This window comes from Parageobacillus galactosidasius, from assembly GCF_002217735.1.
Classification (GTDB): Bacteria; Bacillota; Bacilli; order Bacillales; family Anoxybacillaceae; genus Parageobacillus_B; species Parageobacillus_B toebii.
This window is the reverse complement of record NZ_NDYL01000002.1, coordinates 1,205,447-1,230,983: the sequence shown is the minus strand read 5'-3', so window position 1 is coordinate 1,230,983 and position 25,537 is coordinate 1,205,447. Positions and strand designations below refer to the sequence as shown.

Genomic DNA, 25,537 nt, shown 5'->3' with positions numbered 1-25,537 from the left:
ATAGGAGGAATTTAAAATGGCGATTGTAAATGCGACAGATCAAACATTTGCGGCAGAAACGAAAGAAGGCCTAATATTAGTCGATTTCTGGGCGCCATGGTGTGGACCTTGCCGCATGGTTGCGCCGGTTCTTGAAGAAGTAGATCAAGTAATGGGAGACAAAGTAAAAATCGTAAAAGTAAACGTCGACGAAAACCCAGAAACAGCGTCTAAGTTCGGCGTGATGAGCATTCCAACATTGCTTGTTTTCAAAAATGGCGAACTTGTTGACAAAACGATCGGCTATCAGCCGAAAGAAGCGCTTGTTCAACTATTGGAAAAACACGTATAATTCATTTTTCTTCAAAAAGATTCAGGCAATATATTGTCTGAATCTCTTTTTTATTTCCAATACTTTATTTTATCCGGTTGCCCGCATTTAGAAGAAGCATACCGGGCAGCTGAACTTACTGTTAAATCATGGAAAACAAGCCGCATCGTCTATCCAAGGAGAAATTGTCGGGAATGAGTTTTTCCCTTCATTTATCAAAGTATAATACAATAGCAGAGCTTGCCAAAACAACGGCAAGCTCTTTTCTTTTATGGAAAACATGATTGACTCTGATAATCATTATCTATTATAATCAATTTGTGTTAATGAAAATCATTATCAAAGAAGCGTCGGGGGGATACATAATGTCAGTTAAATGGAAGCTGCTTGCTGTTTTTACAGCGTTTGCGGTAATGATGGGAGCTTGCTCAAACAGCGAGGAAACGGCAACAACCAAAACAAAGGAAAAAGAACAAACAGCCGCTGAACAAAAAGAAGAAAAGCCAGCGGAAACAGAGAAAAAAGAAGAGATAAACTATGCCGATGTGTTTAAACAGGCGATTGCCGAGCTGGAAAAAGCAAAGCAAGGGCAAAAAGTTGATTTTGATAAAGTAACAAAACTATATGAAGAAAATTTACAGACGCTTGTGCAAAAACGTGACGCCGAATTTCAAGATACGATTGACCAGCATATTACTACTGCGCTGGCGGCAGGGAAAGATGGCTCGCTCGATCCAGTAGTCGTCAAACAAATCTTTGATAAGCTTATGCAAAAAGTATTTTATACGACAATCAAGCATGAGTTTACTGAAGTAGAGGAAAATTGGGCAAATAAAGAAGCGGTGAAAGAAGAAATCGAAGAAGCGAAGCAGTTTTACGCGATTTTACAGCCAACGGTAGAAAAGCGTGACGCCGCTTATGGAACAAAGTTAGCGGACGCGATTAATGGAGCGTTTGCACAAATTGAAGATGCGGCTGCAAAAGACGATTTGCTCGCATTCTCCTTAGGAAAGCAAGTCGTGGATAAAACGTTGATGAAAACCTTTTATTTAGCGACAGGAGCGCTTCCGCACGGCTATGCTTCAAAGGCGGCAAATGCGGCGAAGCAGGATGAAAAAGAAGCGAAAGTCGAACAAGCAGAAGGATGGGCATTTTATCAATCTGTATATCCATATATGAAAAAGCATGCGCCAGAAGAAGCGGACTACATTTTAAAACAATTTGATTTGCAAACAGATGTGAAAACCCTAGATCCGGCAGCGATCAATAAAGCGTTTGTCCGCGGCTGGGCAAAGGTGGCGCTTCATGAATATGAAGAAAGCAAAGAAAGCTGGGGGCAAGATAAATCGGTGATTACTGCGTTAGAAGGCGCTTTATTTATTAATATGATGGAAAGTGACTTAAAAACGCTGTTAGGCGATCAAGCTTATGCGTCATTGAATGATCAGGCGCAGCGCTACCTTGAGGCGGCAAAAACAAAAAATAAAGCAGAGGGAGAAAAACTTCTTTCTCAATTAGAAGCAACGTTAAACACTGTTATTGAAAAGGCAAAATAACGATAAGGCAAAAAACCTTGTTCTTTAGCAAGGTTTTTTGCCTTCTTATGAAGCAAAACTGTATGGTAATATGCTAGTAGGAATTAATCGATTTTGAGGTGAATCCATTGAAAATTCTCGTTACAGGGGGAGCCGGGTTTATCGGCAGCCATCTTGTTGCCAAATTGCTCTCGTTTGGGCACAATGTGGCGGTCATTGATAATTTTCATCCTTATTACTCTGTGGAACGAAAAAATCGGCAATTTCGTGAGTTGACGGGAGGAAGTCTTCCCGTTTATCGCATTGACTTATTAGATGGTGAAAAAACGGAAAAATTGTTTCGCCGCTATCAGCCGGACTGTGTATATCATTTAGCGGCGCTGCCGGGCGTTCCAAATTCGCTTCTTAAGCCGCTTGATTATGTCGATTATGATATTAAAGCGACGATTAACGTGTTAAAGGCATCGGGGGAAGCCGGAGTCGGGCATGTGTTATTCGCCTCTTCTTCGTCCGTCTACGGCAATCAAGGAAACGTACCGCTGAAAGAAGAGATGGCAACGGGAGAAGTCGTTTCGCCATATGCCGCCGCAAAATACGGAGCGGAGTCGTTTTGCCATGCGTATGCCCATCTATTCGGCTATCAGATGACGATTTTTCGCTATTTTACCGTATACGGTCCGTGGGGCCGACCGGATATGGCAATCAGCAAGTTTATCCGCCATCTGTTGCATGACGAAGAGATTGTCGTGTACGGAACGCAGACAGCAAGAGACTATACGTTTGTGGACGATGTCGTCAGCGGAATGATAGCGGCGCTCGACCGTCGAGGCGGAAATGATGTATTTAATTTAGGATCGGGGCGCCCGATCACGATGGAGCGATTGCTGCAAGAACTTAAAACGCATTTTCCAACGATGAAGGTGAGATACGCTCCGGAGCGAAAGGGAGATGTGAAAGCGACATGGGCAGACATTACGAAAGCCGAGCGGGCGTTCGGATACAAACCAAGCGTAACGTTCGAGGACGGGCTTGCGCGGACGGTCGCGTGGGCAAGGATGTATGAAACGTAAGCACGCAACGATAGCGGTGAGGCTGGCCGGAGCCGGGCTTGTTCTTGTTTTTCTATGGCTGACATATCGCTATTTCGATGGAGAAGAGCTTCTTAGGCAGCTCTACCTGCTTTTTCAAAGACCGGACACGCTGGCATGGATGTTGATCATATACGGCGCTTCTTTTTGGCTAAGGGCGCTGGCATGGAAGTCATACGTAGGAAAACCAATTTCTTTGATTGTATACGCCAAAGGCATCTTTTTCAGTTTGCTTATTAATCATATCGCTCCGTTCAAAGTAGGCGATATTGCCCGTGTGGCTGTTTTAGCAAAACAAAAGGACGTTTCTGTCGATGAAGCCATTCATTCGGTGGCGGTGATGCGGCTTTTGGACATGCTTGTTTTATGCCTTTTGTCCGCATGGGGAATGTATGCATACGTCCATCGTTTTCCTGCAATAAACGCAACGGTTATTGGTGTTGTCGGAATAATCGGTGTTTGTGCAATTGCTGTTTTGTTGTTACGCAAATCGGATGTGGAATGGATTCGCAAACACCATCACATGATAAAAAGCGCGTTAAGAGGAAGACGAGGCGTCTATATGGTGAGTATGATTGCGCTTAGCTGGCTGTGTGAGGCGGTTGTCATTTATGAGATGACCAACACGCTTGGAATGTCGTTAACATTTTTAGAATCCGCGTGGGTCAACAGCATTACTGTTTCTGGCCAAGTGTTTCAAATCGCTCCAGGCGGGCTGGGGACGTATGAAGCGGTAATGGCGTTTGCAATTACGAGAATCGTACCGGACTGGAGCGGCGCGTATATGGCTGCGATGATGACCCATGCGTTTAAATTTGCGTTTTCTTATTTGGCTGGCATTGCCGTACTGTTTATGTCTCCAAGAGATATTTCGTTCGTCTGGGCGGCTTGGAAAAAAGGAAGGGAGAAACGATGAAAGAAGCTTCAAGATTGGAAAAAGTAGCGGCGCGATGTTGGAATTTGCTGAACGAGGGAAAACCGTTTACACCGATTTTCGTTATCGGGACGATGGCGATCTACCATCTTGCCGATTTCGGCACCATCGAGCATATGAAGCACTGGCTCTTAGGTTTTCTCGCGGTGCTTCCACTTTTTATCATCTATTATATGTACGACTATCCGTTATTTTTGCGAAATTATTTATGGATTCCATACGTTGTGTTTTTAATCGTTTGGCAGTTTGCCGACCTTAAGCTGTTAGGCCTGGCGCTGGGTCTATATTTTTTCTTTACCGTCTTTTTTTGGGGAACGCTTTACTATCATTTGCGCATTGGGACATCATGGTGGAATTTTACCCGTTTTTGGAAGTTAGTGTTGAAAAATAGTGATTCGACAAGCGGAAACGCGCAAGAACAGCTGCCGAAATTTTTGCTGCTTTTGTCGATTTGGCAATATGTGTACGTACAGCTGGAAGGGGAGGCAGGCGATCTTTCTCTTGCCGGCTTTGCGTTCTATTATGCGGGTGTTTTTTTGTTTTCTTTCCTCTTGCACAGCCAATTATTTGACTGGAAGCCAAAAATCATTCCGACATACACCAATAATGCCAGCGTTCCAAAAGAGCCAATCAATGAGAAAGTCATTGTGATTGTCATCGACGGTATGCGGAAAGATCGGTTTGAGCAAGCCAATGCGCCATTTTTAAAATGGCTGCGGCAACATGGGACGGAGTTTGCGCAAATGGAGACGGTCTATCCGGCGCGGACGGTCGTTTGTTTTACGTCGATGTTTACCGGAACCTATCCGTTTGAACACGGCATCCGCTCTAACATGGTATGGAAGCTTGGCATCAAAGTAGAAAGCATTTTTGATTCACTAAGGAAAGTAGGGAAAACGGGACGGCTGCTTGGCATTGCCCATCTCGTCGATTCGTTTGGAGATGATGTCGAAACGGTAACAGCGGTCATGCATAATGACGTAGCTGACCGTAACATCATTGAACGCGCCAAACGGATTATGGAAGAACAAGATCCTGATTTGCTCATCGTTCAATTAATTGCCACAGACCAAACAGGGCACAGCCGCGGTGTATTATACGAGGAATATCTTCAAAAAATAGAAGAAGCGGACGCGCTTATCAAGGAGTACGTTGAGTGGCTCGAACAGAAAGGAAAATTAAAAAACGCAACGTTAATCATTTGCGCCGATCACGGACAAGCGGACGGCATCGGAGGACACGGGCATTTGGATGAAGGAGAACGATTTGTGCCATTCTTCTTATATGGCCCGGCCATTGAGCAAGGAAAGCGGATCGATGAAAAGAAAAGTTTGGTGTCCGTGGCGCCGACGATTGCTTATTTGCTGGGCGCTCCGTATCCTAGCCATAGCCGCGGGCCCGTACTAACGGAAGCGATTCGAAAGAGGGAAGCAGAGGATGAAGAAGCAAAAAGTGATCGTCTTTTTACCAGCGTATAATGAGGAACAATCGATTGGCGAGGTCATTCGCAAGATTCCCCGCCATTTTCATCCTTGTGTGGATGTGAAAGTATTAGTGATTGATGATGGTTCGACCGATAACACAGCAGCAGCCGCGAGAGAAGCGGGTGCTGATTACATTTATCAAATGCAGGAAAACCGCGGGCTTGGTGCCGCTGTACGTCAAGGATTGCGGGAATGTCTCCGTCTCGGTGCGGATATCGGCGTGATGATTGATGCGGACAACGAATATCCGGCAGAACAAATCCCGGATTTGCTTGCTCCGATTTTTGCTGGAGAAGCGGACTATACGATGGGTTCGCGCTTTCTTGGCACGATTCGCGGGATGAAATGGCATCGCCGTCTTGGCAATTACTTCTTTACATTTCTGCAATCGCTTCTTCTTCGAACATGGATTTATGACGGTCAATCGGGAATGCGCGCCTTTTCCCGGCAAGCGATGGAGCACGCCGAGATCATCCATGATTATAACTACGCGCAAGTGATTACGTTAAATTTAGTCCGCAAAGGGTTTCGTGTAAAAGAAGTGCCGATTCGCTATCAAGTGCGGACAACGGGACAGTCATTTATTAAATTTCGAGCGTATGTCACGGCTGTTATTCCAGCGATTTGGAAGGAGATGCGGCGGCCGGTAAAAAAAGTGGTAATTGATGAAGACGCCCACCGTCTTCCAAGCATAACTGAAAAACAATGTTCGTAGTCCCTTTCCTTTTTCCGAACAGGAAAGGGAGTTTTTTCATGAGTATATTGACATAGAAGATGATAATCATTATCATTGATGATGTAGGAGGAGATTGATAATGAGGCGATTTTGTTTGTTTTTTTCTCTAGCGATGATATTCATTCTCAATAGTGTTCCGATTTCTGCTTTTGCGTACTCCTATGGCGACCCGAATGAAGAAAAAGTAGCAGAAGTTTATAAACAAATGTCGGAAAAGTTAAACGAACAGCCGCCAAACTTTGCGGAGGCGCTCAAAATTTTCGAAACGGTCAAAGAGGAAATTGATATGCATATGGGAACGGAGCCTTCGCAAGCAGTATTATCGGCGCTTGATAAAAAGGATAAAAAAGCTGTTTTAAAAAATATGGAAAAAATTCTTGTTTTAAATGTTGCACGCCGGTTGGAAAATATCGAGAAAAATTTTGAGCAATATGATACGAGCAAACGGTTATTAGCGAAGGCATTTGCTACATACGAAGCGCTTTCTCCAATCGTGCAGGCGAAAGACGCGGCCCTTGACAAGCAGTTGAGGGATGAATTTGATAAGGCGCTGCAGTCGTTAGGAAACCCTGGATTGTTTGGCGTCGGCGAAAAGAAAGCGAACAAGGAACAATTTAAGAAAAGCAAGGACATGATTTTAACGTCATTGCAAAAGCAATTTGGGTTGAAAAGTTTGAAGGTGGGACATTTTTCGGAAAGTGAAACGGAAAAGCCGCAAGAAGTAGAGAAAAAAGAATGGACGGACTTATCTGAATTAAAAAACTGGATTCCGATTGCAATTCTTATTGTGGTGATTGCTGGGGTTGTTGTGTATTCATGGCGCCGCAAGCGGGCGTGACGGATGGAAACAAAGGGGGAGACATACGATGGAAGTTCAAGCGCTGTTGATTACATTTCGCGAGGCGCTCGAGGCGCTGTTGATTGTCGGAATTATTACGTCTTATTTAAAGCGCGTCAACCATCAAGAATATACGAAGTACGTTTGGCTTGGAGCAGGATTAGCGGTTTTAGCAAGCTTTGGGGTTGCGATTCTTTTCCAAGTCGTGCTCACTGGATTTGCCGCGATGGGAAGCGAAATGTACTTAAAGATCGGCATTATGTTTGTTTCGGCGATTTTGCTGACACAAATGGTCTTTTGGATGGCCGAGCATAGCCGCAATATGAAAAAAAGCATCGAAGGAAAGATGGATCAATTTATTACGACCGGCAATGTCGTTGGAATGGTTATTCATTCGTTTTTAGTTGTGCTCCGTGAAGGTGTCGAAACGGTCTTTTTCTTTGCCGCGATTACCCATGGAAACATCGGTGCGGCGATGAAAGGATGGGGAGCAGTGACAGGAATTGCGATTGCGGCGATCGTCAGCTACCTTTTCTTCAAAGGAACGATGCGCATTCCGCTGAAGACGTTCTTTAAAGTAACCGGAGCGTTCATCGTATTGATTGCCGCGGGACTATTAGTCCAAGGCATTTCCATGCTCCAGGATTTAAATATCATCGGCAGCGTGATGCCGCATGTATATGATTTAACATGGCTGCTTCCAGAACATCCGATTGATTATGAACATTATCTCCGCGATCATGGCGTCGCACCTGTCTTTTCAGGAGAAGTTGGCGTGTTTTTAAAAGCGCTCTTCGGCTATTCGTCCATGCCATCCATTGAAGAAATCATCGCCTATATTGGATATTTTGTCGTGATTTATTTATTAGTTACAAGCCGCAACACAAATAAGAAAAATGTGGAGCAATCAACAACCGTCCAAGCGCTTGAACCAAAAACGAAAAAGGTAATGTAAAAAGTACAAGGCTTAGCCTTGTGCTTTTTCGTCTTTTTTGCCAAATATGTGCCATGTAGAAAAAGGGGAGAAAGATGCTGAAGCATTTTCTAGGAAATAATCGACTTTTGTCATATTTCAGTTTAGTCATTTTATTATGTTTGTTTTTCGTAGAAATCTATTATGCAAGCCCTTATGCGGCAACATGGGATCAAGTCGATTTTGCATTGGCGTTAGACCGTTATGATTTATTGGCCATGCAGCCGCATTTTCCGGGCTATCCATATTTCGTGTTGGGCGGCATGTTTATTCGTACATTTGTTGACAATCCGGCGAAAGCGCTATCCGTCTTTAATATCGTTACATTGTTTTCGGCAACGATTCCGATCGTTCTCCTGTTAAAAAAGCATTTCTCGACTTCCATGTCATTGTTCATTAGCACGCTCCTCCAGTCGGCAAGCTATATCATGGTGATTGCGGGGCAGCCGATGTCGGACGGCGCGGCGCTGGCGGTGCTGTGGTGGTATTTTTGGTCCATCGAATTGGCAAGAAAGCGAGATGCATGGTGGATACAGCTACTTCCGCTTGCCTTGTTTAGCTTGTTAATGGGAATCCGTTTGTCGTATGCTCCATTTGCGGTGGCGATTTTGTTTTTATGGTACGAAGATTGGAAAAAACATCGCAGTGCCTTTCGAATCGGCTGTTTTTTGACGTCCGCTGCCTTTTTTCAATTTATTTGGATTGCTGCGGTCGCGGCGACGGAAGGAAGTTTCCAATCCTTTTTCAAACTGGCTCTTTCATTTACGAGCGGCCATTTCAAGGAATGGGGGGGAACGGCGGTAAGCGACGGGCAGCCGTTATGGGAGCGAATGATTTACTTTTTCTTTTATAATATTTTATGGACAGGGATAGCAAGCCAAAACGTGATCTTGCTTTTTTTGTATATGGTTGTATGGACAGCGATATGGAAGTCAAGGAAGTCCACGTTCCCGCGCTGGCTTCTTATTTCTGGATTCGTTTATTTTCTTTGGGGGTTATTTGCGCAAAATATCGAAAAACCGCGCCATATTCTCCCGCTTGTTCATCTTGTTTTGTTGTACGGATGGATTTGCTTTCTCCGCAATCATATGTCTATGTACCGATGGAGCATAGCGCTGGCAGTGTTAGCCGCACAACTCGCAACGGGAACATGGCATATGCGCGAACAAGCATTACAGTTGCCAGCAACCTATCAATTAGCGTATGATTTACAAAATAGTAAAGAGAAATTTGTTCTGTATACATGGGAAGAAACACGCGTGCTGCAATACCTCGATGTGGACTTTCCGCATAAAGACGTGCTGCATTTTTCATTTTTTTTACAAGACAAGAAGAACTATCGACATGTTAAAATTTATATGACAGATCATGTGGTCAAAGGCTTTCAAGCGCAAGGGATTTCCCTTTCACGCCATGTGCGGAAAGTGAAAACATATCGTTCCAGCACACTCGCAGATCCAGTGTACGGAAACATTACGCTGTATGAATGGATGAATTAATTTGATGGAGTGATTATGATGCATGATCACTTAAAAGAAAAATTAGCTGTGCTCCCGGAGCAGCCGGGATGTTATTTGATGAAAGATAAAAACGGTACGGTCATATACGTCGGCAAAGCAAAAGTGCTGAAAAACCGCGTGCGTTCGTATTTCACCGGAACGCATGACGGAAAAACGCTGCGGCTTGTCAACGAAATTGCCGATTTTGAATATATTGTCACTTCTTCGAACATCGAAGCGCTCATTTTGGAAATGAACTTAATTAAAAAGTACGATCCAAAATATAACGTGATGCTTAAGGATGACAAAAGCTATCCGTTTATAAAAATTACCGCGGAGAAGCATCCTCGCCTAATCATTACGCGAAAAGTGAAAAAAGACGGCGGAAAATATTTCGGGCCGTATCCGCATGTACAGGCGGCAAACGAAACGAAGAAACTGTTAGACCGCATTTATCCGTTGCGCAAATGCTCGACCATGCCGAACCGTGTTTGTTTATATTATCATATGGGACAATGTCTTGCACCGTGCGTGCATCCGGTGTCCGAACAACAAAATAAAGAAATCGTTGAACAAATCGTCCGCTTTTTAAACGGCGGGTATAAAGAAGTAAAAGAAGAGCTTGCAGAAAAGATGATGAAAGCAGCCGAAGCGCTCGAATTCGAACGGGCAAAAGAATACCGTGATCAAATTGCCCATATTGAAGCAACGATGGAAAAGCAGAAGATGACCATGAACGATTTCGTTGATCGCGATGTGTTCGGTTATGCCTATGACAAAGGATGGATGTGCGTACAAGTATTTTTCATTCGTCAAGGAAAGTTGATCGAGCGCGATGTATCGATGTTTCCGATGTATCAAGACCCAGATGAGGAATTGCTGACGTTTTTAGGACAGTTTTATACCAAAGCGAACCACTTTAAGCCGAAAGAGGTCATTTTGCCTGCTGACATTGACGGCGAACTTGCCGAGCAGCTGCTGGAAGTAAAGGTTGTTCAGCCGAAAAAAGGAAAGAAAAAAGAACTGGTTGATTTAGCAAGCAAAAATGCGGCAATTGCTTTGAGAGAAAAATTTTACTTAATTGAGCGGGATGAAGAACGAACGATCAAAGCTGTGGAAAACTTAGGAAAAATATTAGGAATTCCGACCCCGCATCGCATTGAGGCGTTTGACAATTCCAATATTCATGGCGCGGATCCTGTTTCAGCCATGGTAGTTTTTATCGATGGAAAACCGGAGAAAAAAGAGTACCGCAAATATAAAGTCAAAACCGTAGAGGGACCGGATGACTATGAATCGATGCGCGAGGTGGTAAGAAGACGTTATACTCGCGTGCTCAAAGAAGGCCTCCCACTTCCCGATTTGATTATTATTGACGGAGGAAAAGGGCATTTAGCTGCGGTAAGGGATGTGCTTGAAAACGAATTAGGACTTGATATTCCGCTCGCTGGGCTTGCCAAAGACGACAAGCATCGCACATCCGAGTTAATCATGGGGGATCCGCCGCAAGTTGTTCCATTAGAAAGAAACAGCCAAGAGTTTTATTTATTGCAGCGCATCCAAGACGAAGTGCATCGGTTTGCGGTTGCCTTTCATCGGCAAACGCGTGGAAAAACGATGTTTCGTTCTGTGTTAGATGACATCCCCGGCGTTGGGGAAAAGCGAAAAAAAGCGTTATTAAAGCATTTTGGATCCATTAAAAACATGAAAGAAGCAACGGTAGAAGAATTGCAAAAAGCAAACATTCCGCGCTCTGTTGCTGAAAAAATTTATAAGAAATTGCGAGAATAATATTGTCAACAATACGAAAGTTTGATATGATTGCAATAAATTTCATATTTATACACTTCCAAACGCCGAAGTGAAGATAGAGGTGCGAACTTCAAGAGTACACATTCGGAGGAAAATGAGTTCCGATGATGAGTGTGGAAAGGGGAGCGTCGCCGAAGTGGAAAAAGTCTCATTGCTTTTTCCGCTGGTCCTGCGTTTAAGAAATGTAGGGCTGTCAAGATGTGATTCATCTTGGAGAGCTATCTCACTGTGCGGGGCGAATTCGCTTTTTTCGCTTTCGTGATGCACAGCAATGAGATTTCTCTCATTGCTGTTTTTATTTGCAAACAAATAAACGATATTCATGGTAAAGGGTGAGACGAATTGGGAATCATTGTACAAAAGTTTGGCGGAACGTCTGTTGGTTCCATCGAAAGAATTCAACATGTGGCGAATCGGGTCATTGAGGAAGCCCAAAAAGGAAATGAAGTTGTCGTTGTTGTTTCGGCAATGGGAAAAACGACTGATGAGCTTGTCAACTTAGCGAATCAAATTTCCAATCATCCTAGCAAACGGGAAATGGATATGCTTCTTTCGACAGGGGAACAAGTGAGCATCGCGCTTTTGGCAATGGCGCTTCACGAAAAAGGATATAAAGCTGTTTCATTGACAGGATGGCAAGCGGGAATTATGACGGAAGAAATGCACGGCAATGCCCGAATTATGAACATGGATACGACGAGAATCCACCGCCACCTTGATGAAGGGGCAATTGTGATCGTGGCGGGATTTCAAGGAGTGACGGAAACTGGGGAAATTACTACGCTCGGCCGCGGCGGTTCCGATACAACAGCGGTGGCGCTAGCGGCAGCATTAAAAGCGGATAAATGCGATATTTATACAGACGTAACCGGCGTGTTTACAACAGACCCGCGTTATGTGAAAACAGCAAGAAAAATAAAAGAGATCTCCTATGATGAAATGCTTGAGTTGGCCAATTTAGGGGCAGGGGTATTGCATCCGCGCGCCGTGGAATTTGCGAAAAACTACGAAGTGCCGCTGGAAGTGCGTTCAAGCATGGAAAACGAAAGAGGAACGATGGTAAAGGAGGAAGTTTCGATGGAGCAGCATTTAATCGTACGAGGAATCGCGTTTGAAGATCAAGTAACGAGAGTAACGGTGGATGGAATCGAAAATAGTTTATATACATTGCCGACCATTTTTACGGCTCTTGCGAACCGTGGCATCAATGTAGATATTATTATTCAAAGCGCGGCAAATTCCGAAACAACGTCTGTTTCTTTTTCGATTCGCACGGAAGATCTGCAAGAAACGCTCCAAGTATTACAATCGTTAAAAGGAGCAAATGTGCAATATGAAACTGGTTTAGCAAAAGTATCGATTGTCGGCTCCGGTATGATTTCTAATCCGGGAGTAGCTGCGCAAATGTTTGAAGCGCTAGCGAATCAAGGCATTGAAATAAAAATGGTCAGCACGTCAGAAATTAAAATTTCCACGGTCATTGACGAAAAATATATGGTTTCGGCCGTCGAGGCGCTTCACGAAGCATTCGAGCTTGCCGAAGAAACCGTAGCGCTGCGCTCATAAAAATGGCAAAAGCCTGCATTCGCAGGCTCTTAGCTATTTATTTCATCTTTGCGATCCCATTTAATGGTGATTAACACTTTATTAGCACGTTTCTTTTGTTGTTCGAACGCTTCGGCAACGCGGCGTTTTTGATGCTCAATTTGTTGGGCTAGAAATCCTGCTTCCAACTGAAATGTACAATTTTCGTGAAGAGCAAATCGCGCGGCGATGATCGGACCTGTCAACTCAACGTGAAGCTCGTCCTTTCCTTCTTCCAAAACGGAAAGGGTTCCCCATCCAGCTTTTTCAAAAAACGTGATGATATCGGATATCGTTTCTAGCGGATAATGGCGCGCCAAGCTTTTACCAGCCCAGTATAAAATGCTTGCTGTTTCTTTTCCGAGCAATTCAGGAAGAAGAATTTGCCGAATCAGTTCAGAGCCAAATGCGGAAATATGAATGTCTTCTAATGCTTTATATTGTTCTTCTAGCGATGGTAGTTTCACATGCTTCCCCTCTTTCTATCTACTCTAACATTATAGCGAAATGGAGGGGAGCATGCATTATCTTTCTTATGATTGGATGTTGTTTAAATATTCAAATGTTTGAACATTTTATGACTTTGTTTTCTTGACGCTTGTACAATGTGAGAGTACAATGAATGTGACAAAATGATTATGGTAATGGAAGCAATTACATTCTATGAATCATTACCTTTTCATTTTTGTGGATGGGGAGCGCATTAATTTTTCATCGTTATTATTCAAAGGGGGTTTACATATGGCAGGAAATCGCGAATTTTATTACCGTCGGCTCCATTCGCTGTTAGGAGTCATTCCAGTAGGGATCTTTTTAGTACAACATTTAGTCGTAAACCATTTTGCGACAAAAGGTCCGGAAGCGTTTAACCGTGCTGCTTCCTTTATGGAGAATTTACCATTTCGCTATTTTTTAGAAATATTCGTCATTTTCCTTCCACTGTTGTTTCATGCCATTTATGGACTTTATATTGCTTTTACGGCGAAAAATAATGTCGGCCGTTACGGATATTTCCGCAATTGGATGTTTATGCTGCAGCGATTAACGGGAATTTTTACGTTAATTTTTGTGACATGGCATGTGTGGGAAACACGTGTTCAAGCCGCTCTTGGTGCGGAAGTAAACTATGAAATGATGGCGAATATCGTCGATAATCCGGCTATGCTTGCATTTTATATTGTCGGAATTTTATCAACAGTATTCCATTTTGCGAATGGTTTATGGTCATTCTGTGTAAGTTGGGGTATAACGGTATCTCCTCGTTCACAACAAGTTTTCACCTATGTGACAATGCTTATTTTTGTCGCGCTTTCCATCGTCGGCATTCGTGCTATTTTGGCATTCGCTTAATCTACAACTAGCAATCTTTTAGGGAGTGAGTAGCAATGAAAAAAGGAAAAATCATAGTAGTTGGTGGCGGTCTAGCTGGTCTAATGGCAACGATTAAAATCGCGGAAGCAGGCGTACCTGTAGAATTGTTCTCGCTCGTACCTGTTAAGCGGTCTCACTCTGTCTGTGCACAAGGTGGGATTAACGGTGCGGTAAATACGAAAGGGGAAGGCGATTCTCCTTGGGAACATTTCGACGATACCGTATATGGCGGTGACTTTTTAGCGAACCAGCCTCCGGTAAAAGCGATGTGTGAGGCAGCGCCAAGCATCATTTATATGCTTGACCGCATGGGAGTCATGTTCAACCGTACTCCTGAAGGGTTGCTTGATTTCCGCCGCTTCGGTGGAACGCAGCATCACCGTACTGCATACGCAGGGGCAACGACAGGCCAGCAGATATTATATGCGCTTGATGAACAAGTGCGCCGCCATGAAGTGGCTGGACTTGTCACAAAATATGAAGGATGGGAGTTTTTAGGCGTTGTTTTAGATGATGAACAAATTTGCCGAGGAATCGTTGCGCAAGATTTAAAAACAATGGAAATTAAAGCGTTTCCTGCGGACGCGGTCATTATGGCGACAGGCGGACCAGGAGTCATTTTTGGAAAATCGACGAACTCGATCATCAACACAGGTTCAGCAGCGTCTATCGTCTATCAACAAGGCGCGTACTATGCAAACGGGGAATTTATCCAAATTCACCCGACGGCGATTCCGGGAGACGATAAACTGCGTCTCATGAGTGAGTCAGCCCGAGGGGAAGGCGGAAGAGTCTGGACATATAAAGACGGAAAACCTTGGTATTTCCTTGAAGAAAAATATCCGGCTTACGGAAACCTTGTTCCTCGTGATATCGCGGCTCGTGAAATTTTCCACGTTTGCGTTGATTTGAAGCTCGGCATCAACGGCGAAAACATGGTATACCTTGATCTTTCTCATAAAGATCCGAAAGAACTAGATATCAAACTTGGCGGTATTATTGAAATTTACGAGAAATTTATGGGCGAAGACCCTCGCAAAGTGCCGATGAAAGTATTCCCAGCTGTTCACTATTCGATGGGCGGCTTATGGGTTGATTATGATCAAATGACAAACATTAAAGGATTGTTTGCCGCTGGCGAATGTGATTACTCGATCCATGGCGCAAACCGTCTAGGAGCTAACTCCTTATTATCAGCGATTTACGGCGGCATGGTTGCTGGACCAAATGCGGTTAGATACATTCGCGGTTTGGAAAAATCGGCAGACGCAATGCCATCATCGTTGTACGACCGCTATGTGAAACAAGAAGAAGAGCGTTGGAACAACATCTTGTCCATGGATGGAACAGAAAACGCGTATGTGCTTCATAAAGAGTTGGGCGAATGGATGACAGCGAACGTTACAATCGTTCGTTACAACGATAAGTTGTTGAAAACAGATGAGAAAATCCAGGAATTGTTGGAACGCTATAAAAACATCAGTGTTACAGACACGTCGAAATGGAGCAACCAAGGCGCAACATTTATTCGTCAGTTATATAATATGCTTCAACTAGCGCGGGTAATTACGCTAGGCGCTTACAACCGCAACGAAAGCCGTGGTGCACACTATAAACCGGAGTTTCCAGAGCGCAATGACGAAGAGTGGCTCAAAACAACGATGGCACGCTATACCCCAGATGGACCGGCATTCCACTACGAAGATGTCGATGTATCGTTGATTAAGCCACGCAAACGCGACTACACGAAAAAGAAAGAGGAAGTGAAATAAACGATGAGCGAGAAAAAAACGGTTCGATTCATTATAACACGTCAAGATCGTCCTGATTCTGCGCCATACGAAGAAGAATTTGAAATTCCATATCGTCCGAATATGAACGTCATTTCTGCGCTGATGGAAATTCGCCGTAATCCGGTTAACGCGAAAGGGCAAAAAACAACCCCAGTTGTATGGGAAATGAACTGTTTGGAAGAAGTATGCGGCGCTTGCTCGATGGTTATTAACGGCAAACCGCGTCAAGCATGCACAGCATTAATTGATAAATTAGAACAGCCAATTCGTTTGGAACCAATGCGTACGTTCCCGGTAGTTCGCGACTTGCAAGTAGACCGCAGCCGTATGTTTGACTCGTTGAAAAAAGTAAAAGCATGGATCCCAATCGACGGAACGTATGACTTAGGTCCTGGTCCGCGTATGCCAGAACGAAAACGCCAATGGGCATACGAGCTTTCAAAATGTATGACATGCGGTGTATGTTTAGAAGCATGTCCAAACGTCAACAGCAAATCGAATTTCATCGGTCCAGCACCGCTTTCCCAAGTACGTCTATTTAATGCGCATCCAACAGGCGCGATGCATAAAGCGGAGCGGATGAAAGCGATTATGGGTGATGGCGGTTTAGCGAACTGTGGTAACTCGCAAAACTGTGTGCAATCTTGTCCAAAAGGAATTCCGTTAACCACTTCGATCGCTGCGCTAAACCGTGAAGCGACGATTCAAATGTTCCGCAACTTCTTCGGAAGTGACGAAGTATAATGATGAAAATCCTCTTCATGGCTTTCATGAAGAGGATTTTTATTAGGGGGATATGTAATGAAGCAGATTGATTACATTGATCAATGGGAACAATGGGAAAAGTCGTTTACCTTCTTTCAAAAAGCGTTCCTTGGAGCGATGAGATGAGACAAATGCTCCAACAGTCCCAAGCAACGGCAATTGTTTAGAAAAAATACCTATTTTTCTATTAGATAAGCGAAATTCCGTCACCGTAACCCCTTCTTTCACATACTATATGGTGAATAATACCCATCCGGTAGTTCAGGTCTAGTGAAAGCAAGGAGGGTTACAATACTTGAAGGATAAATCATTTCAACCAAAGCCGTTGCTAACGAAAAGAGAGAGAGAGGTATTTGAATTATTAGTTCAAGATAAGACGACGAAAGAAATTGCCAGAGAACTGTTTATTAGTGAAAAAACGGTTCGCAACCACATTTCGAATGAAATGTAGTTTGAATGCATATAAAGAAAAAGCCTGATATAAAAGAAATTTTAGACATGACATGAAATAAAAAATATGGAACAATAAAAAAAATATGAGGAGACGGGACAGTATTAAGGGTGAGAGGAAAAATGGACTTTTATGCCAAACAAGAATTGGACAAGCTGTGTCGCTCCATGAAACGGAAACATTATCGTGAGAAACGTGGGAAAAGTTTTTAAGTAATGATGCCGCACGTACCTCCAAGAAACAAAAACGGATTCGTAAACATGAAATAACTTATGGGGGGATATGGACAACCTCTAATACTTTTTCAAAAGGCATCCTCACGTAAGGAGAAGGAACCCCTTCTCCTTTTTTATTTGGAGGTTCTGTTGCATTGTAATGTGGATTTAATGTAGACTCTCAATCAATAGGAAAGGTAAGGAAAACATCACGTTATCAACCTTTCTACAATACCATCCACTATTAATTTTAAAAACTCCTCATCCTCTACTTGTCCGTTAAAAATTTCCTCAACAATCCAACCGCAGGACTCTAAAAACTCTCTTTTTTTCCGAATCTTTTCTATTGTTTTATTGTCATTATATTTTCCTTCCGTATGTACTTCGATTGCATATTTCTTTTTATTACACCAAATTGCAATATCAATAAAATAAGCTACCGTGTCTTTTTTTCTTACGCACACTTCTACTGCCATATCAAATGGGATATTTTTTTTCGTTAATTCTTTATTTAACTTTCCAAACAAGTACATAGCATGAATGGTTGGTCTAGGTGGATATATCCACTCTCTGTTCTTAGAGTTGCAGAAATATGGATGCATTGCTTCTATCATTGTTTCGGGAGCTACACTATCCCAAATCTCATAGTTCTCACGAATTTTCCTTTCAAATTCGCTTTCAAACATGTTTTCAAACACGATAACCAATCCTCCAATGTATTTTTTAATCATTATTTCCATGAAATGTATGTTTTAGCCTGATATCAACATTCACCTTTCACAGAACTATTTGAAAAAAGGAGGTAAGAGGATGAACCATTGTATCAAAGACTATTGTGAAATATATTTCATTGAACCGCTTGATGCGTTTGCTTGTTTGTATTGCAATCAATGGATGAGCGAAATGTGTAAAGGTGAAGGTTGCGATATCTGTCCGACTCGTCCAAAAATTCCTTATGAGTGGTTCAAGAACCGATGAAGAAGCCTTTTCAACCATGTAAGAAGATAGGTTGTCCAAACCTTACGAGGGATGGGTACTGTGAGAATATACTTACATCCAAGATGAAAAGAAAAAATACAATAGTATTAAATTAGGTATAGAGGAATCTGTAGCTTGCTTCTTGAATTTGCATCTTAAAGTCTTTAGGGAGGGATTTTGATGTCCAACGAATACTCGGACGAGCAAAATCAAGTGTTTATCGACTACATGGACGAATATCGGAATTTAATCGATGGAGAATCACCAAAAGAAACCGAACGGATAACCAAAGCATTCGCAAGACAGCTAATGAAGACAGTTCCCCTTCTTTCTGACCGAAACATCAAAGGAAACGGTGTAGCTGAACGGCTTGTGTATTTTGATAATCTTCTTGCTGGTGTTCCGTTTCCCTTCGATTATTATTTGGATGGCACCTACGAAAAGTATTTTGGAAAGTTGCCGAGAAAGAACGGTAGCAAGGAGCCAAATAAATGGAAAACACAACATGAAATGAGAAGAGAGAAGGAGTACAAGCAAAAAAGACTAAGGGAAAGAGGCGAACATCCATAACACTAATATTGAGATATACAAAGGTAAATGGTTCAGTTTATGATGAAATGAGCGTAACGAAAGGAGTTGGCTATTCATGGTTTATGAACTTAAAACACTTGAACAGTTCAGAGAAGTAAAAAGCAATAAAACTGGATTTATCGTAATCGTGGATAATTACAACTAAGAAGATGACAAGATACATATGCCGAACTGTAACGGAGGAGGGATTCGGGAAAAAGGTATTGAATAATAAAAATAAAACAGGTAATGATTTTTATTCCGATACAATTGAGGAAGCCAAAACAAAGTTCGGAGTAAGAGAATGTAAGGTGTGTAAGCCTCAACATTAAGAGTTACAAGCGTAAATGGTTCAGTTATTATTGAGTATAGTTAAATATTCCATTTTTAAGCGGGAGCACCGCCAGTGTGTGTTTATTTTAACACGTCTGGTTGGTGTTTTTTATTTTTAAAATCATTGAAATTTAAAGACGATAACAAATATCAAAAATAACCAAAATTATATTTTGGATAAATTGACCATGATAACGATGTGTGTTAAAATAACACTATATGTTAAAATGATACTATATGGCAGGATAACACAAAGTGCAAAATGAACTATGGGAGGGAACGTAATGGAAGAGAAGACTAGGTTCAACATGTATCTTGCTCAAGATTTAGATGATGCCTTAAACGACTTGTCTGAGAAAACAAAAATTAGTAAGAATTCTTTGATTGGTTTAGCAGTTTCAAAGCTTCTTGTTGAATTTGGCGTTATCGACTTAAACAAGGAAACGCAGGAAAAAAGTGAAGTTCTAAAAAGCACAGCGTATTGTGACCTTTTGAAGCAAGGACGACTTGAACTTGGTGAGTTCATTTGTACCATCGAAAGAATCCATGTAAAAGCAAGTGGTGAAGATGAAATTCGCTTTGCATATTACAAGCGGAACAAAAACGATAAAGAACGCTTAATACTTAGACCTCTTGATATTAACGAAAACGAATTACTAATGCTTTTTGCTGATGCAGTAAGTAAGAATGTCTTTACTGCTGAGTTTCTAAGAAAGCTAAAGGCGATACTTTAGAGAATAAATGCTCTATGGAAGGCGGGAGCAGTATGTATAAAAAGAATGATGAACCGGGTGATATTCTCCTTAGGGATTGGATTGCTTATATCCATGATAAACTAGGTCAAGAACAGTGGATTACTGTGTATTCAAGTCACAGAGGTGATTGGGGAGCTACCTATTTCTTTAGTGCACTAATCCCTAATTCCAAGATTGAAGAATCTCTTAACAACGAATCTTGGGACTTACACATCGGGGATGGTATGCCGGGATTCTCTGTATCCTATACAAATGGTGTTAAACAGGTTAAATATCATAGGTTTGGGGATGATGACGGGATTGAACCACTAATATTATACCGTCAGTTCCACGGAATCAAAAATGATTATGTTGAGGTTTCCGAGGAGTTCCGTCTATTCCACAATCTTTACCACGATACAGTTAATAACAAGTTCATTAAGATTGATGATAGTGGAAACGAGGAAGATGTTATCCTTTTTGAGGAAGACCGTGTACAGATAAAGTTGAAGTACCTCAAACAGTTTTTAGCTATTAAGGAAATGCATTTAGCAATTTATTTCTCTATTGACAGATATTCAAATAAAAGTCTCAAAGATTATGGGCTAATGGAAGAAGTTCGCAAGACAGTAAAAGAGGGGAATATTCGCTACCACATTTTTATTGAGGAATCTAAGTATCCCATTTATGATAACAAACCATTGCTCTCAAGGATAGAGGGTAAAAAGTTGATTCCTGGAGTACCAAAGGAGAAAAGTGGAATTTGGCCTTATAATGAACAGGAAAAGGAAGAATACGAAGAATTCATAATCGATACTGACGAGAATGGAGAGCCAGTTTTTTATACTTGTAACCCAAATGAGCTGGCCGATTACTTCGGTAAGAATCCGGGAGCTCCTCATTATTTAACCCCTGTGTTCTTTCGGCGTGATGTACTGACTAAATATTACTCCAAGCCAGAGCTTTATTCCGTGGAGGATGGCTATTTGAGGTGTGGTGGGTTATGGGGGCTTCGTATAGATAACAACCATGAAAAGTATGTTGTGGTGTATTTAGGCGACCTCGGTAGAGACTTACCACCTGGGGAAAGGGCATACTGGAAAAGCTTTAACGTAACACCGGACGGTACAATTAGTGATGTAAATTGGAAACGGAACTTCCTAGGCGAGTTTGCAGACCCTGAAAAAGCTGATTTGGTTTTCAAATTACAATTCAATGTTTTCCAAAAAAAATGGCAGAAGAAATTTGGCTGGCCGCTTTTCAAACCGCTATCAGAGGACGACGAACATAACTTCAAAGCTCTCAGAGTTCCGATTACGAACGAACAGCACGAATTTGACCAACAGGTTCTCTCGTTAGCAAAAGTTCTTATTGACTCTCTTAACGAAAAGCAGATAGAACAACATATCCCTGAGGAATTGCCAAATAATACAAAGGGAATCGCTAAGCTAGCTAAGTTTCTAGAAGCACAAGGCTTAATGGACTTCGAATCATATATTAAGTTCCTAAGGTCTTTATGGGATTTACGAATAGGTGCGGGTCACCGAAAGGGAGACACATACCAGAGAGGAGCTGCGTATTTCAAATTGGAGGAGAGACCTTTAGCGCAAGCGTTCGCTGAGATTCTTGAACAAGCAACGACCTTTTTGAAATATCTGGACGAAAAATTTCTCTCAACTGAAAAATTTCCTGAATCATACGACGATTAACCATAGTTATTATGTTTATCCCTATTTCTCTGATTAATATATATAGGAATCTATACACCAGTTTTCTAATTTATCATCCCCTCGTCACCAGTGATGGGGGTCTTTCAATAGTAATGATTGTGCCTTGCCCTACTTCTGTAACATTTTTTTGGAGTTTCAGACAGTCTGACTGCTTTTATGAAGTACCAAAAAGGTACAAAGCTACAGTGACAATTAAACTCCACATGGAAGAACGGGATTACCTCCATAATCTGTGTGCTGCATCAGCAGCGTGGTTGACTAACGAGAAACGATAGTTTAATTAACCACTCTTCCATGGAAGAACGAATTAACTTTCATCATCTGTCGTGTCGCGAGGCGATGCATGGGTAGCTTACGGGCAAGATAGTTGAACAAAGGATGAGAAAATAGATATAGAATTTAACTATGGTCAAAAACCAAGCAAGTGATTTACTAATTGAAGGATTTCATTATATAGTTATATAATAAATAGTTTAATATATGTAGTATGCAAGCGATTAGGGGGCAATTTGTAAAAAGTAAGCATTTCACAATGCTTTCTATGGGAGGGGCAAATAACGAATATGAGTACACCATATCATTCGAAATATTATGCATATGAAATAACGAGACGTTCAGTCGTGGATGATGTCGAGAAGTTATCCCGGTCCCTGTTTGATGCTACCGTTGATTTAAATCCTCATCAAATAGAAGCAGCGTTATTTGCATTACGTTCCCCATTATCCAAGGGAGTCTTACTGGCTGATGAAGTAGGATTAGGGAAAACAATTGAAGCTGGTTTAATTCTTTGCCAATTTTGGGCCGAGAGAAAACGAAAACTCTTAATTATTTGTCCTGCTTCACTCCGTAAACAATGGAGTATGGAGTTGCAAGAGAAGTTCAATTTACCAAGCCTTATTTTAGAAACAAAAAACATATCGTGAAGCTATAAGACAGGGGCACTCAAATCCTTTCCTACAGAACTCGATAATCATCACGTCGTACCAGTTTGCAAATAAAATGAGAAATGAGATTCGTTTAGTACCATGGGACTTGGTTGTCATAGATGAAGCGCATAAACTACGCAATGTTTATCGAAGTAGCAACAAAATGGGCCAAGGAATTAAATGGGCGCTTGAAAACAGAAAGAAAATCCTCTTAACGGCTACGCCGTTACAGAATTCTTTGTTAGATTGTACGGGTTGTCACTTTTGATTGATGAACATTTGTTTGGAGATATTACCGCTTTTCGGGCGCAGTACATGAACAGTAAAGGGGATTTACGGGCTCTAAAAGAGCGTCTCAAAGGGTTCTGCCATCGTACATTAAGGAGGCAGGTTTTAGAATACATACAGTATACGGAGAGAAGGCCAATTACTTTCCCTTTTCACCCGAGTGACGATGAGCAAGCGTTATATCAAGCAATTTCCGAATTTTTAATGCGAGAAGATACTTATGCTATACCGCAAAGGCAGCGAACGTTAACCACATTGATTATAAGAAAATTACTTGCTTCATCCTCCCAAGCGCTTGCAGGGACACTTACAACGATGAAAGAGCGTCTTGAGAAATTACGAGATGGTCTTTTACAACAGGAGGAGGCAGATTGGATTGAGAACATTATTGAAGAAGATGAAATGGGTTCTGACTTGTCCGATGAGGGAATGGAATTGGAAACAGAGGGTTTCGATAGGGAAGAGGTAGCAGCAACCGCTGAACAAATCAACGTTAACAAAGAAAAGCTTGAAGCTGAAATTGAAGAATTAGAACGTTATATTCTTTGGGCCCGTTCGATTCAGATTGATAGTAAATCGCGTGCATTACTTAAAGCCTTGGAATTAGGCTTTGAGAAAATGCAGGAGATGCAGGCTAACCGTAAAGCACTTATTTTCACAGAATCTAGAAGGACACAAGAATATTTGAAAAACTTCCTTGAAGCCAATGGTTATGCTGGTAAGATTGTATTGTTTAATGGAACCAATACAGATGCGGAATCCAAGATGATATATGAGAGATGGTTGGATAGACATGGGAAGAGTGGGGACGGAACAATAAGTGGCTCCCGAACTGCAGATATGCGTGCCGCTTTGGTAGAGCATTTTCGTGAAAAAGCAGAGATTATGATTGCTACAGAATCCGCAGCAGAAGGAGTAAATTTGCAGTTTTGTTCTCTAGTGGTTAACTATGACTTGCCCTGGAATCCACAAAGAATAGAACAGCGTATCGGACGTTGTCATCGTTACGGGCAAAAGCATGATGTCGTAGTAATAAACTTCCTCAATCAACGAAATGAAGCAGACCAACGTGTTTATGAATTGCTCGAACAAAAATTTAATTTGTTCACTGGTGTTCTTGGAGCCTCAGATGAGGTTCTTGGTGCGATTGAATCAGGAGTTGACTTTGAGAAGCGTATCCTGGCTATCTATCAACAGTGCCGGACACCCGAAGAAATTAAACAAGGGTTTCAAGCTTTACAAGAAGAGCTTGAACAATCTATTGCCAGCAGAATGGCTGAAACACATCGTGCTCTTTTAGAGAATTTTGACGAAGATGTTCATACTCGTTTGAAAATCAATCTATATATATGCTCATTGAAAAGTTAACCTTCGTATAAGTGGTGCCCACTCCGGTTATACTGCTCCTAAGGAAAAGCATGGAAAAGGAGCGGAATTCTGCATGAAACGTCTCAAAATCACCAACGATCACGGATGGACACCTCGGACACTTCGCAAACAGGAACGGAAAATCAAAAACACCCTTCTTCGCCAACGGGTGATGGCAACGATATCATTCAAGCCATTACTCGGTTTGTCAACTACATCCACGAACGTCCGGAGGAAGTGCTGCAGCGCTTAGGGTGTGCAGGATGACTGAGAAGTTAACTCTTCATGTTGCATGTATATAGATGATGCACAATATCAGTTGGACCGTTTTAGTAAGATGTTTTGGGGATTAACCCGTTTTGTACTAAGAGACAAAGCTGTGTTTAATGAACAAGAGCTTTCTTTCAGTCTTAATGATTCACCTGTTCATAGTGTCGAAACAGGTGATTACCAATTGAATACGAAAGGAAGGAAAGAGCTAGAAAAGGCAACACTTTACCGTCTCTCCCATCCTTTAGGGGAGTATGTAATTGAAGCCGGTAAAGCTCTACCTACTCCACCAGCTGAGCTCGTGTTTGATATCACAAATCACCCTGTGAAAATCAGTGTCGTGGAAGCTTTAAAAGGAAAGAGTGGCTACCTAATTTTGAAGAAACTTACTATCGAATCCTACGAAACAGAAGAGTACCTGCTTTTTAATGCTTTCACGGATGACGGAGAACCGATTGACCAAGAAGTATGCGAGAAACTCTTTAACTGCCAAGCTAAAGTTTATCCTCTTAAAGACTGGTCGAAGTCGGTCGAAAAACGATTGATTAGTGAGGCAGAACGTCACGTTGCAGCAAACATTGCCAAGTCACTTGAAAAAAATAACCGTCACTTCCAAGAGGAACGTGAACGATTAGAGAAATGGGCCGATGATTTGATTTTATCAGCTGAAAGAGATTTGGCAGATACCAAGGCAAAAATTAAGGAATTGAAACGCCAGGAAAGGCATGCTACTACATTGGTTGAACAACATGAAATACAGCTTAAAATTAGAGAATTAGAGAAAAAACAGCGGAGACAACGTCAGCAAATTTTTGATGTAGAAGATGAAATCATGGAGAAACGGGACCAGTTGATTGATGAGTTGGAAAAGAGAATGAAACAGAAAACTGAACAAGAAACATTGTTTATGATTCGCTGGAAAGTGGTTTAATGAATAGAGATAATTGAGCAA

26 protein-coding genes and 1 riboswitch are annotated in these 25,537 nt (G+C 42.0%); of the genes, 24 read left to right on the top strand and 2 right to left on the bottom strand.

Features of this window, described 5'->3' with window-relative positions:
* The first annotated feature begins 16 nt into the window (after window positions 1-16).
* The 11 genes from trxA (at window position 17) to B9L23_RS15730 (ending at window position 12,775) form a co-directional block, all read left to right on the top strand.
* A complete protein-coding gene (gene trxA, locus B9L23_RS15780) occupies window positions 17-331 on the top strand; it encodes a thioredoxin (protein WP_081188820.1) in 315 nt (104 codons plus the stop codon).
* A 344-nt stretch (window positions 332-675) separates the two neighbouring features.
* Window positions 676-1,866 carry a hypothetical protein gene (locus tag B9L23_RS15775; RefSeq protein WP_062753128.1) on the top strand — a complete coding sequence of 397 codons (1,191 nt, stop codon included), beginning with the start codon at window positions 676-678 and terminating at the stop codon, window positions 1,864-1,866.
* A gap of 107 nt (window positions 1,867-1,973) precedes the next feature.
* Window positions 1,974-2,915 carry an NAD-dependent epimerase/dehydratase family protein gene (locus B9L23_RS15770; protein ID WP_081188819.1) on the top strand — a complete coding sequence of 314 codons (942 nt, stop codon included), beginning with the start codon at window positions 1,974-1,976 and terminating at the stop codon, window positions 2,913-2,915.
* Window positions 2,905-3,849: a lysylphosphatidylglycerol synthase transmembrane domain-containing protein gene (locus B9L23_RS15765; protein ID WP_089097995.1), complete on the top strand. Its 945-nt coding sequence runs from the start codon at window positions 2,905-2,907 to the stop codon at window positions 3,847-3,849. Before B9L23_RS15770 ends, B9L23_RS15765 begins: the two co-directional genes overlap by 11 nt.
* Window positions 3,846-5,345, top strand: coding sequence for an alkaline phosphatase family protein (locus B9L23_RS15760; protein WP_089097994.1), 1,500 nt, complete (start codon window positions 3,846-3,848; stop codon window positions 5,343-5,345). The genes B9L23_RS15765 and B9L23_RS15760 overlap by 4 nt, the downstream gene beginning before the upstream one ends.
* Window positions 5,305-6,066 carry a glycosyltransferase family 2 protein gene (locus tag B9L23_RS15755; protein ID WP_062753121.1) on the top strand — a complete coding sequence of 254 codons (762 nt, stop codon included), beginning with the start codon at window positions 5,305-5,307 and terminating at the stop codon, window positions 6,064-6,066. The genes B9L23_RS15760 and B9L23_RS15755 overlap by 41 nt, the downstream gene beginning before the upstream one ends.
* 100 nt (window positions 6,067-6,166) lie before the next feature.
* Window positions 6,167-6,925, top strand: coding sequence for a hypothetical protein (locus B9L23_RS15750; protein ID WP_081188815.1), 759 nt, complete (start codon window positions 6,167-6,169; stop codon window positions 6,923-6,925).
* 28 nt (window positions 6,926-6,953) lie between these two features.
* Window positions 6,954-7,880: an FTR1 family iron permease gene (locus tag B9L23_RS15745; protein WP_015864717.1), complete on the top strand. Its 927-nt coding sequence runs from the start codon at window positions 6,954-6,956 to the stop codon at window positions 7,878-7,880.
* 77 nt (window positions 7,881-7,957) lie between these two features.
* Window positions 7,958-9,397, top strand: coding sequence for a nucleoporin-interacting protein (locus tag B9L23_RS15740; protein ID WP_089098345.1), 1,440 nt, complete (start codon window positions 7,958-7,960; stop codon window positions 9,395-9,397).
* Window positions 9,398-9,415: 18 nt separating this feature from the next.
* Entirely contained in the window at window positions 9,416-11,188 is a 1,773-nt protein-coding gene (gene uvrC / locus B9L23_RS15735; protein ID WP_089097993.1) for an excinuclease ABC subunit UvrC, read from the top strand.
* A gap of 69 nt (window positions 11,189-11,257) precedes the next feature.
* Window positions 11,258-11,438, top strand: a riboswitch (Lysine riboswitch).
* A gap of 113 nt (window positions 11,439-11,551) precedes the next feature.
* Window positions 11,552-12,775, top strand: coding sequence for an aspartate kinase (locus tag B9L23_RS15730; protein WP_089097992.1), 1,224 nt, complete (start codon window positions 11,552-11,554; stop codon window positions 12,773-12,775).
* 29 nt (window positions 12,776-12,804) lie between these two features.
* Here B9L23_RS15730 and B9L23_RS15725 read toward each other — a convergent pair whose 3' ends face one another.
* Complete coding sequence (locus B9L23_RS15725) at window positions 12,805-13,260, bottom strand: YslB family protein (protein WP_089097991.1); 456 nt, start codon at window positions 13,258-13,260, stop codon at window positions 12,805-12,807.
* 274 nt (window positions 13,261-13,534) lie between these two features.
* On the opposite strand from B9L23_RS15725, the gene B9L23_RS15720 reads away from it, so the two are divergent.
* The 4 genes from B9L23_RS15720 (at window position 13,535) to B9L23_RS15705 (ending at window position 17,173) form a co-directional block, all read left to right on the top strand.
* Window positions 13,535-14,143, top strand: a complete 609-nt coding sequence (locus B9L23_RS15720; RefSeq protein WP_062753111.1) for a succinate dehydrogenase cytochrome b558 subunit — start codon at window positions 13,535-13,537, stop codon at window positions 14,141-14,143.
* Window positions 14,144-14,178: 35 nt separating this feature from the next.
* Window positions 14,179-15,936, top strand: a complete 1,758-nt coding sequence (sdhA, locus tag B9L23_RS15715) for a succinate dehydrogenase flavoprotein subunit (protein ID WP_015864711.1) — start codon at window positions 14,179-14,181, stop codon at window positions 15,934-15,936.
* Window positions 15,937-15,939: 3 nt separating this feature from the next.
* A complete protein-coding gene (sdhB, locus tag B9L23_RS15710; protein ID WP_015864710.1) occupies window positions 15,940-16,701 on the top strand; it encodes a succinate dehydrogenase iron-sulfur subunit in 762 nt (253 codons plus the stop codon).
* 316 nt (window positions 16,702-17,017) lie between these two features.
* Window positions 17,018-17,173, top strand: a complete 156-nt coding sequence (locus B9L23_RS15705) for a helix-turn-helix domain-containing protein (protein WP_089097990.1) — start codon at window positions 17,018-17,020, stop codon at window positions 17,171-17,173.
* Between the two features lie 424 nt (window positions 17,174-17,597).
* On the opposite strand, the gene B9L23_RS15700 is transcribed toward B9L23_RS15705, so the two are convergent.
* The gene (locus B9L23_RS15700) at window positions 17,598-18,086 is read right to left on the bottom strand and encodes a hypothetical protein (RefSeq protein WP_141103874.1); all 489 of its coding nucleotides are present in this window, start codon (window positions 18,084-18,086) and stop codon (window positions 17,598-17,600) included.
* A gap of 112 nt (window positions 18,087-18,198) precedes the next feature.
* On the opposite strand from B9L23_RS15700, the gene B9L23_RS20595 reads away from it, so the two are divergent.
* The 9 genes from B9L23_RS20595 (at window position 18,199) to B9L23_RS15670 (ending at window position 25,516) form a co-directional block, all read left to right on the top strand.
* On the top strand, window positions 18,199-18,366 hold the full coding sequence (locus B9L23_RS20595) for a hypothetical protein (RefSeq protein ID WP_169712578.1): 168 nt from the start codon (window positions 18,199-18,201) through the stop codon (window positions 18,364-18,366).
* Window positions 18,367-18,546: 180 nt separating this feature from the next.
* A complete protein-coding gene (locus tag B9L23_RS15695) occupies window positions 18,547-18,936 on the top strand; it encodes a hypothetical protein (RefSeq protein WP_089097988.1) in 390 nt (129 codons plus the stop codon).
* A 617-nt stretch (window positions 18,937-19,553) separates the two neighbouring features.
* Window positions 19,554-20,003 carry a ribbon-helix-helix domain-containing protein gene (locus B9L23_RS15690; RefSeq protein WP_089097987.1) on the top strand — a complete coding sequence of 150 codons (450 nt, stop codon included), beginning with the start codon at window positions 19,554-19,556 and terminating at the stop codon, window positions 20,001-20,003.
* A gap of 32 nt (window positions 20,004-20,035) precedes the next feature.
* A complete protein-coding gene (locus tag B9L23_RS15685) occupies window positions 20,036-21,712 on the top strand; it encodes a hypothetical protein (RefSeq protein ID WP_089097986.1) in 1,677 nt (558 codons plus the stop codon).
* A 584-nt stretch (window positions 21,713-22,296) separates the two neighbouring features.
* Complete coding sequence (locus B9L23_RS21465) at window positions 22,297-22,656, top strand: SNF2-related protein (protein ID WP_281255496.1); 360 nt, start codon at window positions 22,297-22,299, stop codon at window positions 22,654-22,656.
* 4 nt (window positions 22,657-22,660) lie between these two features.
* Complete coding sequence (locus tag B9L23_RS21460) at window positions 22,661-22,927, top strand: SNF2-related protein (protein ID WP_342745117.1); 267 nt, start codon at window positions 22,661-22,663, stop codon at window positions 22,925-22,927.
* Window positions 22,924-24,315, top strand: a complete 1,392-nt coding sequence (locus B9L23_RS15680; RefSeq protein WP_245842437.1) for a helicase-related protein — start codon at window positions 22,924-22,926, stop codon at window positions 24,313-24,315. The genes B9L23_RS21460 and B9L23_RS15680 overlap by 4 nt, the downstream gene beginning before the upstream one ends.
* Window positions 24,316-24,420: 105 nt before the next feature.
* Window positions 24,421-24,582, top strand: coding sequence for a hypothetical protein (locus B9L23_RS21815; RefSeq protein ID WP_211278834.1), 162 nt, complete (start codon window positions 24,421-24,423; stop codon window positions 24,580-24,582).
* Between the two features lie 112 nt (window positions 24,583-24,694).
* A complete protein-coding gene (locus B9L23_RS15670) occupies window positions 24,695-25,516 on the top strand; it encodes a hypothetical protein (protein ID WP_211278820.1) in 822 nt (273 codons plus the stop codon).
* Window positions 25,517-25,537: the final 21 nt, after the last annotated feature.

What these genes read in the sequence shown, in the direction of transcription:
- B9L23_RS15690 (WP_089097987.1), top strand. Translation starts at nt 19,554, where the DNA reads ATGGAAGAGAAGACTAGGTTCAACATGTATCTTGCTCAAGATTTAGAT.
- B9L23_RS15750 (WP_081188815.1), top strand. Translation starts at nt 6,167, where the DNA reads ATGAGGCGATTTTGTTTGTTTTTTTCTCTAGCGATGATATTCATTCTC.
- B9L23_RS15695 (WP_089097988.1), top strand. Translation starts at nt 18,547, where the DNA reads ATGTCCAACGAATACTCGGACGAGCAAAATCAAGTGTTTATCGACTAC.
- B9L23_RS20595 (WP_169712578.1), top strand. Translation starts at nt 18,199, where the DNA reads ATGAACCATTGTATCAAAGACTATTGTGAAATATATTTCATTGAACCG.
- B9L23_RS21815 (WP_211278834.1), top strand. Translation starts at nt 24,421, where the DNA reads ATGGACACCTCGGACACTTCGCAAACAGGAACGGAAAATCAAAAACAC.
- B9L23_RS15685 (WP_089097986.1), top strand. Translation starts at nt 20,036, where the DNA reads ATGTATAAAAAGAATGATGAACCGGGTGATATTCTCCTTAGGGATTGG.
- B9L23_RS15775 (WP_062753128.1), top strand. Translation starts at nt 676, where the DNA reads ATGTCAGTTAAATGGAAGCTGCTTGCTGTTTTTACAGCGTTTGCGGTA.
- trxA (WP_081188820.1), top strand. Translation starts at nt 17, where the DNA reads ATGGCGATTGTAAATGCGACAGATCAAACATTTGCGGCAGAAACGAAA.
- sdhA (WP_015864711.1), top strand. Translation starts at nt 14,179, where the DNA reads ATGAAAAAAGGAAAAATCATAGTAGTTGGTGGCGGTCTAGCTGGTCTA.
- B9L23_RS21465 (WP_281255496.1), top strand. Translation starts at nt 22,297, where the DNA reads ATGAGTACACCATATCATTCGAAATATTATGCATATGAAATAACGAGA.
- B9L23_RS15745 (WP_015864717.1), top strand. Translation starts at nt 6,954, where the DNA reads ATGGAAGTTCAAGCGCTGTTGATTACATTTCGCGAGGCGCTCGAGGCG.
- B9L23_RS15765 (WP_089097995.1), top strand. Translation starts at nt 2,905, where the DNA reads ATGAAACGTAAGCACGCAACGATAGCGGTGAGGCTGGCCGGAGCCGGG.
- B9L23_RS15760 (WP_089097994.1), top strand. Translation starts at nt 3,846, where the DNA reads ATGAAAGAAGCTTCAAGATTGGAAAAAGTAGCGGCGCGATGTTGGAAT.
- uvrC (WP_089097993.1), top strand. Translation starts at nt 9,416, where the DNA reads ATGCATGATCACTTAAAAGAAAAATTAGCTGTGCTCCCGGAGCAGCCG.
- B9L23_RS15755 (WP_062753121.1), top strand. Translation starts at nt 5,305, where the DNA reads ATGAAGAAGCAAAAAGTGATCGTCTTTTTACCAGCGTATAATGAGGAA.
- B9L23_RS15720 (WP_062753111.1), top strand. Translation starts at nt 13,535, where the DNA reads ATGGCAGGAAATCGCGAATTTTATTACCGTCGGCTCCATTCGCTGTTA.
- sdhB (WP_015864710.1), top strand. Translation starts at nt 15,940, where the DNA reads ATGAGCGAGAAAAAAACGGTTCGATTCATTATAACACGTCAAGATCGT.